The organism is Flavobacterium sp. (assembly GCF_049590715.1).
GTDB lineage: Bacteria > Bacteroidota > Bacteroidia > Flavobacteriales > Flavobacteriaceae > Flavobacterium.
In genome coordinates, this window is sequence record NZ_JBAWDL010000254.1 from 1 (window position 1) to 14,545 (window position 14,545).

Here is a 14,545-nt window from a genome sequence, read left to right on the forward strand (position 1 = left end):
CGGTGTTCTCGGCATGGGACCTTTCCCTTTTGAGGGAGAAGAAGATGCCGATTTAATTAACGCTGGAAAACAAACGATTACCACACTTGCTGGAGCGAGTTTTTTTGACTCGGCTATGAGTTTCGGAATGATTCGTGGGCAACATGTCGATTTGACTGTTTTGGGTGCCATGGAAGTGGCTGAAAACGGGGATATCGCCAACTGGAAAATCCCAGGAAAAATGGTCAAAGGCATGGGAGGCGCGATGGATTTAGTAGCTTCTGCTGAAAATATTATTGTTGCCATGATGCATGTGAATAAAGCAGGAGAATCAAAAATTCTTAAAAAATGCAACCTGCCATTAACTGGCGTTGCTTGCGTCAAAAAAATAGTTACCGAACTTGCCGTAATGGAAATCACCTCAAAAGGAATACAATTATTAGAAAGAGCCCCAGGAGTAAGTATTGAACACATCATAGCTTCTACCGAAGCTACTTTAATAATCAATGGTGAAATACCCGAAATGCAACTAAATTTATAAAACTAGCATAAACATTCGGGTGTAACCTCCAATTAAAAATTTTCAAATAATTCAATTTGTGTAAATCTGTGAAATTCGTGTTCAATTTAGTTTAAATTTCACTTTAGTTTTTTTCCTAAGGCTTCTGCTTTTTCGAGCCATTTTGTTTTCAAAGTTTCATTAGCCGTTTTTACAACACCAAAATAGGTTACTCTAACAGGTTTTACTCCGCAAAATTCTAAAGTAGCTTTTTTGAGTTGGTTTACACTTGGCTTGCCATACACTAGCCAATAATACCAACTAGGTTGGTCAAGTGTGGTAATAATGTGAGCCGTTTTACCAGATAATAACTTATCCCACCAAACAGAATTTTCTTTGGGCTGAAAAGCAAAACCTGGTAAAAATAAGCGGTCAATAAATCCTTTGGTAATTGCTGGAAGACCACCCCACCAAACAGGATGAATCCAAACCAAGTGGTCTGCCCATTTTATTTTTTCCCAAGCATCTTTCAAATCAGGTTCAAGGGCCATTCTTTTTTGGTAACCAAATTGCAGATTTGGATTAAAATCCAAATCTGCAATGACAATTTCTTTTACCTCAGCCAAAGATTTTACAGCCCCTTTTTTATAACTGCTAGCCAATCCGAAATTAAAAGACTCTTTGTTAGGATGTCCATTAATAATTACTATTTTCTTATGCATTTGTATTCAATTAATTAAAAACAAATCTAAGAGTGAAGTTCTCAATTATACCGGACATTTGTCTAATAAAGAAAATTGTTTTCTAATTCGGCTTAAATGTCTTTGGGTTATGCCCAAATAAGAGGCCAAATATTGCAACGGAATTTGTAATACGTATTCTGGGTGCGTTTTTATTAAGTTTTCGTAACGCTCCAAAGCATTGTTGTTTTGTAGCTGAAAAATTCGTTTTTCGAGTTCAATATATTGCTGTTCGGCAATAGTTTTTAAGAAATAGACCAAGTTTACACTCTTTGTAGCCAATGCGTCAATATCCTCTTTAGAGATAACCAAAATTTCAACAGGCGTTATGGCCTGCATGTTTTCTACGGTGCTTTGCCCTGTGATATATGACGAATATGCAGTAATAAAATTATTAGGAAACAACAAACAATACGTAACCTCTTCTCCTTTGTCCGAAATGTAAAAAGACCGTAAACTACCTTTCAAAATAAAAGCAACTTCTTTACAAACCTCTCCTTGACGCACAAAATAGTCCGTTTTTTCTAAATGTCGTTTTCTACTAAGACTAATGAGATTATCAATTTCATCATCTGTTAATAATCCGAAATATTGTAGATAGCTTTTTAACATTTTTTCTTTTTTTATGGCAGAATAGAAGTTTAATACGTTAAGTTTAAATAGAAATATTAAATGTCACCTGCAAATACGTATGCTAAAGATACACCATGGCAAATAGCAAGATGTATGATTTGAAGTGTTTTAATTTTTTGATTCATAAATGCGGGATTTAGAAGGTTTATTTTTTGGCTAAGATTTGGTAGTAAAGGAAAGTAGAAAATAGGCATAAAGTAAATGTAATAAATTTTACCTAAACCATTTTTTTGAAATAAATAATTTGTTGTAAATTGAGAAATTTAATGCATCTAATTATATTCGACAACGAATCATTTTCCAGCACCCAAGTAAACAAAAGTAGTCACATTGCAATAATAAAAACAAAAAAAACCAGTAATCCAACCAAAACAAGAGGATTACTGGTACAATATTTAATTTATAAGTTTAGAAAGTAATTTAATCAAACCCACCCGAAACAACTATTTTCTGACCTGTAATCCAACTAGAATCATCAGAAGCTAGAAAAACAGCTAATTTTGAAAAATCAGTTGGTTTTCCTACTCTTCCTAGAGGCGTGTTGGCTACAATGAAATTTTCCATCGCTGTACCCAAAACAGGATTTCCTTCCGTTTCTGTTGGTCCGGGTAGAATAGAATTTACTCGAATATTTTTGTTAGCCAATTCTTTAGCACTAGTTTGTGTTATAGCATCTACAGCTGCCTTTGTTGCTGAATATAAAGAAGTCATAGGAGTAGCCTTTATACTTGCAACAGAACTAATATTGACAATAGCACCTCCAAGGGGATTAAAATGTTTTAGGGACTCTTGAATACATAAAAAAACACTCCAAACATTGCTGTCAAATTGGCGATAAAATTCATTTTTAGTGACCATCTCCAAAGGTTCAAATTGATATACTCCAGCGTTATTGATTAAAATATCAATTTGTCCAAAATTTTCAATCGTTTCTTTAAAAAGTCTAACAACATCTTGCTCTTGGGTTACATCTGCTTGAATAGCAATGGCGGTTCCTCCATTTTCAATAATGTTTGATACAACTGCATCAGCTCCTTTTTTATCTTGACAAAAGTTAACCACAACTTTTGCACCTTCTTTGGCCATTTCTTTGGCTATTTCGGCACCTATCCCTTTTGATGCTCCAGTTACCAGAGCGATTTTGTTTCTTAGCTTACTCATTTTCCTTTTATTTGTTGAAGCAAATCTAGAGTAGATAAAAAATATAAAAATTGACAAAAGGCAAAAAAAACTATTTTTTACTTCTTATTCTACTTAAAGTAAATGGTGTAATTCCTAGGTACAAAGCAATATGATTTTGGGCGATACGCTGAATAATAGTAGGGTTTCTAGCGACTAGCTTATGGTATCGCATTTCGGCATTATCCATCAACATCTCACTTTTAAGTTTATGTTTTTCTATGAATGCTTTTTCTTTTAAAGTATTTATAATTTTAGAAAAATTCAATACTTTAACTTCAAATAAGTCATAAGCTTCTGCTGTAATGGTTATAACTGTACAATCTGTTAAGGCTTCAATATATTCGTCTGAAGTTGTTTTATTTGTAAAACTTTCGATGGCGACTGCAAAATGACCCTCGGAGGTAAAGTACGGAATATGTTCATTTCCTTTTTCATCTATTTTTACTACTCTAAAAACACCTTCTAACACAAAACCAATTTTTTTACATACCTTATCTTTATCACAATAATTGTCTCCTTTTTTGAAGCTTTCAAGGAATAAAAAATTGCTCATGAACTTTTGTTCTTCTTCAGAAATGGGTTGGATAGATTTAAAAAGAGTCAGTAATCGATTCATATTAAAAGCAACTTAAATTGAGTTGTGGGGTGCTAAATTATTTAAAAAAAGTGAATTTTATACCATTCTCTTGTTCTAAAATAGGTTTACACAAAAGTGTAAAATAGGCAAATTTATTTTAAGATAAAAAATGCCAAGTCCTGATAGGACAAATGTAGGAGTTGTACAACAGTAGATTGCTTTGCCTACTGCTTTCGCTTAGGTCGCTATTTTTTTAATCAATTTTGAATGTAAATAGACAGTTTTAAACGATATTAGTGCAAATTTATTTGCCTTGGTAGCTTCCTGATAGGAAGGAATAATTCCATAAAAAACCGCAGCTTCACAAATAAAAATTTGCAAATCTGCGGTTTAATATCGTTTTAAACTAAGTTCCTTACTTCTTTTATGAATCTAGTATTTTAGTAATTACAAGTTGAAAAACAATCCAAATTGATGGGTATTTCCTAAAACAGAACTGGTTTTGGTGTTATTGTTGTAGCCGAAATTGTAGCCTATTCCAAGACCTTTCACATTTATTCCAAAGCCCATTAAGATTTGATCATAATCTACATAACCCACTTGTAGCCAACCTATTTTTTGATACTTTAAATTCAAACTGTTCGTCAGTTCATATCTGTTGGTTTGGGTTTGAATTAATAAAATAGAAGGAATAAGATCTAAATTTTTATTTAATTTGAACTTGTATTCTGTGTAGGCCGTAATTTCATTATTGTATGGTTTGTCCTGTCCTAATGAAGGAAGAGATAATGAGAATTGGAACTCTTTTATTTTATAAACAAAGCCAATCTCTAGTCCTAGTTTATTTTGATAGTAATTCTCTTTTGACAAGTAAGGATCATCTAAATCAACAAAACTATTTGGCGTAAAACCATTTTTTAAATCTACATTTTGTTGATTAAAACTCAACGCAAAACCAACAGCTAAAGTTTGATCTTCAGAAAAATCTACTTTGTATGCAAAGGCTTGTTTTACCTGTAATTGTGAGAAACTACCAGCAGCTATTTTTGTAAGCACGGTTGCAGTAGCTAATTTATTCATCAAAGGTAAATCTAAAGTAACTTGTTGCCAATTGAGTGTATTTGAACCTTCTATTTTGTTTGGCGTAATCCCTGCTACAAGAGATATACGGGTTTTATCGAACTCACCAGCATAGGCAACATTAACACCCAACTTATTTTGTTGAATCAACCGATTGTTTAATTGGTATTGCGCTTTACCTGACAATATAGAGAACATTACAAAAATTAAGCTAAGTACTATTTTTTTTGATATATATTTCATTTATTTTTTAATTATTGATAATTTACAAAGTATCCTAAATAGGAATTTATCATTGTATAACATTGATGAAATCTAGTTATACACTAGTCTTAAAAACTGTTTGTAAATACGTTCTTTTTTGTTTTGATCTTTTCCTGCAAAATATAAATAATACTCTCCTTCTGGTAATCCATTACCCATCCAGTCATTTTGATAATTATCAGTAGTAAAGACTAATTGACCTTTTGAATTATAAATAGACATGTTGTAGTCGCTATAGGATTGTATGTTGTTAATTAGTAATCGATCATTGTGACCATCTCCATTTGGAGAAACTAAATTATTATACATTAACGCATCATCAACTTTAAATTCAATAGTAACGATAACGGTTACGGTATCAGAAAGTTTTGGAGAACCATTATCCGTTACCTTTACGTTAAAAGTATAGGTGGTTTTGTTTTCGGAGTCAATTGTACCGTCACTGCTAATTGTACCATCATTACTTATTGTAAATGGAACTTTTGGATTGGATATTATTTCATAACTAAGGGTTGTATTTGCGTCAACATCTGTAGCTTCAATTTTTCCAACAACAGCAACACTGTTCGATAATTCTGAAAAAGTAAAATCGATCGTGTTGGATCCTGCTTTTTTAGTGATTACTGGGTTTTCATTTTTGTCTAATACAAAAATGGTCATTTTTTCCTTTACCTGACCCCCTCTTTGATCGTCACTAATAAGATCAAATTGAAAGATTTTCTGTGTTTCAAAATCGATATTTTTCTTTAACACTAATTGACTACCTACAATGTCAAAGTACAAGTAATCTGATCCAGCAATAAAAAAGCTATAGATACAGCTATCCTTATCTTGGTCTTTTGTTGTTAATGTTCCAATGACAGTACCGATAGCTGAATTTTCAATGATTTGAGCGTTACTTAATGTTATTAAAACAGGAGTATCATTGATGTCATTTATAGTAATAACAAACGTAGCAAACAGAATTTCGCCCAAGGTGTTTTCAGCCTTAACACGGATATGGTATACGTTTTTCGTTTCAAAGTCAAATATTTCTTTGGACTTCAAGTTAGTTCCCGTAATTTCAAATAAAGCATTATCATCTGCACCCACACCATCCACTAGTGTTAAATCAAATACATTTCTGTTTTCCTTAATCACGGTAAAATCGCCCACTACAGTTGCAACAGGTTCGTTTTCGTCAATGGTTAATTTTGACAAAGTAAAAATCGTTGGTAATTTATCATCTAATACCGTTATAGTAAAAGATTGTTCTAAAACATCCCCACGGCTACTTACCGCTTGAACACGAATTTTGTAAATGCTTTTTGTTTCAAAGTCGAAAACACTTTTTACTTTCAAGCTTTTTCCTGTAATTTCAAATGAAGCATTGTCATCTGCGCCTACACCTTCAACTAAAGTTAAATCAAATGCATTTCTATCTTCCTTAACCACATTAAAATCGGCTACAGATGTTCCAACAGGTTGGTTTTCAGGAATGGTTAATTTTAATAAAGTAAAAACGGTTGGTAATTTATCATCAAGTACCGTTACCGTAAAAGCTTGTTCTAATACATCCCCACGATTATTTACCGCTTGAACACGAATATTGTAACTGCTTTTTGTTTCAAAGTCGAAAATACTTTTTACTTTCAAGCTGTTTCCTGAGATTTCAAAGGAAGCATTGTCATTTCCGCCAACACCTTCAACTAAAGTTAAATCAAATGTTTTTCTATCTTCCTTAACCACAGTAAAATCACCAACGATAGTTCCAATAGGCTGGTTTTCGTCTATGGTCAATTTTGACAAAGTAAAACCAGTTGGTAATTTATCATCAAGTACCGTTATTTCAAACGTTTTTTCTAAAACTTCTTTACGAATACTTATCGCTTTTACACGAATTTTGTAAAGACTTTTTGCTTCGAAATCAAAGATGGTTTTTACTTTTAATGAATTTCCTATAATTTCAAAAGAAGCATTGTCAAAACCTCCATCACCAGCAACTAGCGAAATGTCAGTAACGTTTCTGTCTTCAATCAGTACACTAAAATCACCTACATCAGTTCCAACTGGTTGGTTTTCGTCAATGGTCAATTTTGATAAAGTAAAAACCGTAGGCAATGTAACAGGATAGACCGGAAGTTGAACAGAAACGATCCATTCTTTAGATTTTGTTTGGTCTTCTGCAAAGACTTTGAAAGTAATGGGATTCGTGAAATCTAAAGTATTTGCACCTGAAAGCTGTTGTACACTTCCAATATAAACCGTAGCTGCTGGGCTAGTAGTAAATGTAGTATTTAAAGAAGTTACACTTTGGCCAGGGTTAAGGTACACCGTTATTTTATTTCCTACAATGGTTATGTCATTACGAGTTACGCCAACAAAACCAACATCTAAAAGATCTGTCCCTTGCTGTAAGGCAGTGTTTGAAAAAATATACGTTTGAGAGAGATCTCCAAAATTTGCGTTAGAAGCAAAGTTTATGTTATTTACAACATCCTTCACTTCATCCTTCACAGAATCATAAATTTTGAAACTAACCGTTTCATTATTTGTATTGGATGAAACAGTTAAATAAACATAGTATTTTTTTTCTGTCGCAACATAGATCAAATTTGCAACCCCGCGACACTCGCCATTTACAAAAGCACCCACCTTATCGTTGACATTAGATAACCTAACCCCATCAATATTTAAAGAACCAACAAAAGTCATGGCGAATTGAAAATTATTTTCATTCACAGTCCAAGTAGGGCTTTGGCCAAAAGTGTTAAAACTTATTAGAAACAGAACAATTGTACTGTATATATAATTTTTCATATTTTAAATTTTAAATTTATTTAAATTTCCAAGACATCTTTTTAGATGTCTTGGAATCTAAATTTATTTAATTCTAGTTTTTCATTACTTTATGGGTGATGGTTTCTCCATTGATATCAATTTGAAGTAAGTAAGCTCCAGATGGAACTATTGGTTGAATTTTCAATACATTCTCACCGCTTACAACATTTTGATTTATATTAAGTAGCGATTTACCAGATAATGAATACAATCGAATACTGATAATTTGATCTTGGAGAGCATTCGCTTTTATTGTTATTTCATTATCAAATGGACTAGGATAAATACTAACAGCAGCTGTCATTTCTTCTAATACTATTGGTTTTGAAATGGTTCCCAAAACATCGTTTCCTTTGAAAACAAATTTCTTCGATGTCTTTTTGTTGCTAATTCCATTACCAATATAGAATGCCAGTTCTTCAGTCGTATCGCCGTAAACAGTTATGAAACTCAGATTACTATTGTTTACTGATTGATTAACAGCGGCTCCTTTCAAAATACCTTTAGCATCATACACAAACAATTCGTTGTATCCTGTTGGTAATAAAACCACAGCATTCATATTGTCAGGGTATTGCGAAAACGCAGTGCCGATTTCCTCTTGACTAGAACTAGTTGCACTTTGAGACTTGCTAGTAGCTACCATTTTACTTGTAGTGGCTAAATAGCTTGGGTATTTAAAAGTTTGTGCTTTACTAGATTTGACCATATATCCTTTACCCGCTTCTAAATAGTTTAGGGTTCCGCTCCAACCGATAATTGGGTCATAGATAGCAAATAAATTTTGTGATTTAATCACATCACCATCTGCGGCATCAAAATACGCTAAAGCTTCATTTGTAAGTTGGTTTTTCCCTAAAATATAAGGAAGCCAGTTCCATTTCTCTTGCATTGGAAAACTCCAATTAGCAACATTTATAACTGTTCCTTTTATAGTCAAAGGTTGTTCATGTGCCAAGAATACTTTAATCATATTCGAATTAGTCAGACCTCCATAGGCTGAAATTGTTCCTGACCAACCACTATTAGCAGGTATAGCTTCATTCTTATAATACGTTTCTAAACGTGCAGGTGAATTTGTCAACATACGATCAGACGTTTCTAAGTTAAGCCCTTTAGTCAACGTGTTAAGATCTGTGAAATTAGGATCGTTCACATTCATCGATACCCAAGTCCAACCCGTATTAAAAGTAATTTTTTGCTCCACTACTGATGAATTTTCGAAAGTAACTGGTAGACTAAGTTTTCCTAGTACTTGATTTTCTTCAAACGGAATGGTTGCTTTCGCATCTGCATTGGCTGCCAAGACTAGACCACTAGACGCATCCCAGATTTTAAAACTCAATTGCTCCGTAGTGGTTTTTTCATTACTGTAAATGGTGAAATAAGTTAACCATTTGTCAACACTTGTTATTTTTTTTAATGAAGAAACACCTCTTAGTTCATTTCCAACAAAAGCAGCAATCATATCATATTTATCGTCTGATAGGATTCCGTCCACTTTTATCTGACCCACAATGTTCATGCTATAAATAAACTTAGAAGGGTCAATGGTCCAATCTGGTGCTTTTGCAAGAACACGTAAGTTTAACTGTAACAACTTATCAAAACCAAAATCTGTTTTTAGATGTAGGTTTTCAAAATAAATATTGGTCGCTACTAGATTAGATATAGTTGCTTTAATTACAAATGTACTATTTGGATTTAAGACACCTGATGTTTTACTTAACGTTAACCAATTTGGTATGTTTGTTATCTCATAAGGCTGGCTTTTTCCGCCTCTATTTACAAGGGTGATATTAAATTCACTTGTTTCATCTTGAGGTTTTACAATATCCAAAAGACCATCATTTGCTTTGTCAGCAAACCATGATACATCATTTTTATTGATTAGAGCCGTCCAAGTTATTGGAGAGTTTTGCTCATTTCCTAATGCATCGTACATGCGATGCACCGTAATATCCAAAACTTGTCCTTCTAAAGATGCCCAACTGGTCACATCTGGTTCTAAAATCATTTGATCTTGATTGATCACATGGTTTACTTTGAACTTAATAAGCGGACGTTGCGGGATTAAAGCAGGCGTTTCAGTACTATAACTTAGTGTTCCACCAAGGTTTAAGCTAGCTGTTGTATCTTCTACTTTGTTACCAGCAATTAATCTTGTATAGGTAGGCGCTATTGTGTTATTGCTACCATCTGTAGCTTTATTGAAACGGGAATAAAACACTAATCCCAATTGCTCTCTATCAATTTCTGAGTATTGGTCACGCAAAAATTGCTCTTGCGTTCTAGCAGAATTCCAAAATGTAAATTCATCCAATAATCCAGTATAATGATCACTAAATGTTTCGGCTCCCGTTTGATCTGTAAAAGCACGTGCACCAAACCATATTTTGTTTCCAGAAAACGCACCGATTCCTTTTGGCGACAGCGCCGTTACTTTTTCTCCATCTACATACGTGTTCAATGAACCCAAACGGTTTAATACGACTACTACATGATGCCAAGCATCATTATTAACTGCTTTATCAGTAAGGTTAAATTTATTTCCTTCGCTCAAAAACTGTAATTTTCCTGTACTTGAATCCAAAGCAATGGCCCATTTACCGTCTCCTCCATTGGCTTGATCCAAATCAGTACCATCGCCTTTACCGTTAGAGAATAGTGTTCCTGAGTTTCCAGCATTGGCTTTCATCCAAAAGCTTATTGTGGCATCCATTTCTTTGTTTAATACAACAAAACCTGATTGATCCATTGCCAAGTAATTTTGACCCGTAAATGCATACGATTCGCCTTTAGGTTTAATGTCCCAACTAGCGGTAATTTTTGCATGTTTAAAACGTGCCGCATCTTTGGCTACGATCCCTTTTCCTTCTTGCATAGACCAGAAACCTAACAAGTTAGCTTCGTTTCCAAGCGTTTGTGTACGCATGTTGGCTGCAGCATCTACACTTGAGATGTATTTGTTCCAATAACGTAAACTATGTATATTTCCTTGAAATGAACTATTACCCACAATTAGGCTTTCATTAGAATCAAATTTTAAGTTTGCAAATTGGTTTTCTACTAAGATCACATCGTCTTTGTAAATTCCCATATAGCCATCATTCGCACGATACGTAACCGCATAATGATGAAACAAATCACTTGTATTTAGATCCGTTTCTATGCGTTTACCTGCAAGTACAAAATAAATTTTATTTGTTGCTGTTAAACCAACTTCTAAATTATTTGCTTGTTTCAAAATAGTTCCTCCTGTATTAAGAGGGGTTTTATTAAGCATCCACCATTCAAAAGTGATGTTGCCTGAACTAACATCTGGTTTTTCAATAGTAGCACTACTAGTTGGCCCACTAAATTGTAGGGAAACATTATTGTCTATTGGCAATTGGTTCGTACGTCCAGAAATTTCGATTTGACTGATGGCCGAATTGTAAAAAATAGGTTCGTTAAAACTTACTTTTATATCATCACCTGCATTCAAAATACCATTGGTTGGTTCTGGAGAAGCAAAACGTCTTGGACTGGTAAAATCTACTTTTCCAGCAATTACAGGAGATACGTATTGTGTATTATTACTACAATAACTTATCGCTCTAATTTCGTAAGCACCATCCTGTAACGGAATGTCTCCGTCTTTTTTCCCTGCCACATACCAATCAAAAGGTACTTGGTTGTTTTTTTCATCAACACTTATCAAACTTAACGTAGTTACATCAGCTCCATTTGTAACCGCAAGATCTAAATCTGTTTGGTTCTTATAATAGGTATGTAAATTACTCCAAGTAGTCGAAGTAGCTAGTCGGTATTGCAATTGCATACGACTAAAGTTTGTATAGTTTTTATTATAAGCACCTAGCTTAATAGACAAGGGATCTCTTGCAGATGCCCCTGAGAATTTAGAAACCGTTCTATTGAATACCCAGTTTTCTTTAGGCTCCTCTACTTTAACAATAGAACATGCTGGTACAAAATGAGCTGTTACTGGTACTTCGGCACTAATATCTGCACCATCACATAAAGATTGCAAACGAATTACAACATCTTTATAATCAAATACATTGGCACTTGATTTTTGCATGGTTAAACGATAAGGTACTTTTTTGCCATAAGGAACTCTTACTACGGTTCCGTTTTGTTCTATATTAAAAATAGCGTTGTCTGGATTAGAAATATTATCAACCACCAAAAGATAGTTGGCATCTATACCCTCTGCTGCACCGTTGTTTTCTAGTATAAGTTCAAACTCTGCTTTATCACTTTCTTGAACATCAAAGACTTCGGCTACTTTTACCGAAATAATTGGTTTTTCTACTGCTTGAGTAGCGTAGCTTAGTCTTTCACGTTTGGCTTCTGCCAATAAAGGTATAATTGTAGCGGCCGCATCGTAATCTAATTTATTATAAAAATTAGACAATTCTGGACCTTCGTACGGGCAAGAAGAACGTCCACCTTTAGTACTAAAAATAGGCCCATTTCCATCAAAAGCATTAATAATATCTACGCTAAAAAAGTTGCTAGTATCGTTGTCTTTTAGTGTGTAAGAAATAAAAGTAGTTTTGACATTTTCACTTTCACTACCGGCACTTCTTCCTTGGTTAAGCGTTAAATAAGGACTAACTACAACACCAACAGATTCATTGGCAAGAAATCCAAATTCACCTTTCACCGATTCTTCAAAATCAAACGCAACTTCAAAATTTTCTTGAATTACCGTGGTTGTTTCTGTTTTTTGTGTGTATTCGCCTACTCCGGCATCAAAAGACACGTTGTCGTAAGATTTCTCCTCTATTAATTTTTTTAAGTCATCATGAAAATTAAAAGTCCCTTCTTTTTCATAAAAATCTTCCACAGATTTTAGTGCCTGATCTTTTATAGATTTTCTATCATTTAAAGCATTATACTTCGTTTTTTCATTTTGCTGAATAACTTTTTTCCAAATGTTTATTTGATTTACATAAGTACTTCTTTTTTGCACTCCAGGACTAGTTTCTAAAACAATACCATTATCAATATTTTGAACAATAAGTTCTAGCTCTGGTATTAGGGTGTTTAAAATATGGTGCTGTGAATAAATAAAAAATGTTGTAGACGGTTGTTTATCAAAAAACATCGCTTTTTGTTTACTTATAAAAAAAGACTTATTATCAGTAGTTTTAATTTCTAAATTTTCACTTCCTGATTTTGCCTCCGCATATACGCCTACATCATCATAGGATCCATAATACACATTTTGTGAATTCCCAATGTACAAATCCGCATCTGCACCTACAAAATCAGGACTATCACTAGTGCTGATTGTCTTACTAAAGTCATAAGTTGTAGTATTCGACTTTCCATAATCTGTACTTACCGTTACGCCAAGCCCCATCTCTACATTTGCTCTAGATTCAGCTGAGATGACAGGACCTGCTAATCCTCCTCCTGCTACAATCTTCATTCCTGTTAAAATTTTCACATTTAGGCCTACATTGTTTGAGGTACTTATTGCGGTGCTATTGGTTATACTAATACTTTCTCCTTTTTCTATAGAGGCAAAACTATTAGATCCTGGTGGGTCACGAAGTATAATGTCTGGACGTTCGGGAGCATTAGTCACAAAGGTTTGACTGCCATCCGATAGTGCTCCTAATACAATTCCATTATTTATGTAACCCGTAGCTGGATTGTAAACATTATTAATTACTAATCCGATCTCTAACGATTTAATAAAAGGAGACGAGATACTAGGTAACCCTCCTCGAAAAGTATAAATATATATACTTGCATTCTTTGGATCTTTACTAAATCCCTCGGAATTAGCTAAAGCCAAATTATTGGTTACACTTAACTCACCATCCGTTATGGGAACCAAATCTTCTATAGGACTAGTAACAATATCTTGATTTATATAACGTTCTAAAGATTTTAATTTTATCGTATACGGTTTTGTTTGCGTGTAAAAATAAACCGCCTCATTACTAACTATAACTCCATTAGTATTAAAGGTTTTGTCCCCAATAGTTATAGTTTCATCACGTGTTTGCTCTATCGTGGTTAGTTCAGGATTTGAACGGTATATAAAGTTTTTTACGTATTGGTATGGCTCTCCTTTTATAATTGTCGCTTTCGCATCTGGCATCGTAAACTCAGGTGTGATTAGTGATTTAATTTCTTCTAAATTTAATTGTTCACTTCCTGTCAGTAGTTTAAGATCAGTCTCGACAACTTTTACGTCATTTTCGGATAGCGTGTATTCCAAAGGCAACACACGTACACGGTATTCTCCCGTTTTTCTATCTGTTGGAAAGGTAAAAGTTGTTTTTGGACTAATATCACCCGATGGTGGTTTGTATCCCAAAGCAATAGAAGCTACTCCAATATTGTTTTTAGCACTGATACGTACTTTACTTTCGACGTTTGAACCGTCTTCAAAATAGGCTTCTTCACGAATTTTATCTTTCTCTCCAAAACCAATCGTTTTCGCTGCTTCTACAGATCCTCCGACTACTTTACCTACTAGGGTTACACGGGAGTTGTCAATAAAAGTAACTACATCGTCACGGTTTTCCACAAATTCCTGCTCACCTGTAGCGGGGTAATTCCCTTCATGGATAAGCGTGTGACCATTTTTGGCTACTTTAATAATGTGCTTACCAATAGGTACTGAAATACTGAATTTTCCTTCAGCATTTGTTTCAACCGGCATGTTTTTGCTGTCTAAAACTATTTGTCCGTCAATATAAATATTGGCACCTTTAAGACCTATTTTTGGATATAATTTTATTT

General features: G+C 33.9%; 8 protein-coding genes. 1 reads left to right on the forward strand and 7 read right to left on the reverse strand.

The genetic code is table 11. From position 1 onward, the window contains the following. A partial coding sequence (locus tag WBQ70_RS11685) for a 3-oxoacid CoA-transferase subunit B (protein WP_423914370.1) occupies window positions 1-520 on the forward strand: 520 nt, incomplete at its 5' end. A gap of 98 nt (window positions 521-618) precedes the next feature. On the opposite strand, the gene WBQ70_RS11690 is transcribed toward WBQ70_RS11685, so the two are convergent. The 7 genes from WBQ70_RS11690 to WBQ70_RS11720 all read right to left on the reverse strand — a co-directional run bounded on the left by WBQ70_RS11690 (window position 619) and on the right by WBQ70_RS11720 (window position 14,465). Further along, a complete protein-coding gene (locus WBQ70_RS11690; protein WP_423914372.1) occupies window positions 619-1,200 on the reverse strand; it encodes an NAD(P)H-dependent oxidoreductase in 582 nt (193 codons plus the stop codon). A gap of 45 nt (window positions 1,201-1,245) precedes the next feature. Then, on the reverse strand, window positions 1,246-1,830 hold the full coding sequence (locus WBQ70_RS11695; RefSeq protein ID WP_423914375.1) for a Crp/Fnr family transcriptional regulator: 585 nt from the start codon (window positions 1,828-1,830) through the stop codon (window positions 1,246-1,248). 441 nt (window positions 1,831-2,271) lie between these two features. Continuing rightward, window positions 2,272-3,012 (reverse strand): SDR family NAD(P)-dependent oxidoreductase, encoded by a 741-nt coding sequence (locus WBQ70_RS11700; RefSeq protein WP_423914378.1) that lies wholly within the window; start codon window positions 3,010-3,012, stop codon window positions 2,272-2,274. Between the two features lie 70 nt (window positions 3,013-3,082). Further along, the gene (locus tag WBQ70_RS11705) at window positions 3,083-3,649 is read right to left on the reverse strand and encodes a Crp/Fnr family transcriptional regulator (RefSeq protein WP_423914381.1); all 567 of its coding nucleotides are present in this window, start codon (window positions 3,647-3,649) and stop codon (window positions 3,083-3,085) included. Window positions 3,650-4,057: 408 nt separating this feature from the next. After that, window positions 4,058-4,933, reverse strand: a complete 876-nt coding sequence (locus tag WBQ70_RS11710; RefSeq protein ID WP_423914383.1) for a type IX secretion system membrane protein PorP/SprF — start codon at window positions 4,931-4,933, stop codon at window positions 4,058-4,060. Between the two features lie 72 nt (window positions 4,934-5,005). Next, window positions 5,006-7,753, reverse strand: coding sequence for a cadherin domain-containing protein (locus WBQ70_RS11715; protein ID WP_423914386.1), 2,748 nt, complete (start codon window positions 7,751-7,753; stop codon window positions 5,006-5,008). A gap of 73 nt (window positions 7,754-7,826) precedes the next feature. After that, complete coding sequence (locus WBQ70_RS11720; RefSeq protein WP_423914388.1) at window positions 7,827-14,465, reverse strand: LamG-like jellyroll fold domain-containing protein; 6,639 nt, start codon at window positions 14,463-14,465, stop codon at window positions 7,827-7,829. Window positions 14,466-14,545: the final 80 nt, after the last annotated feature.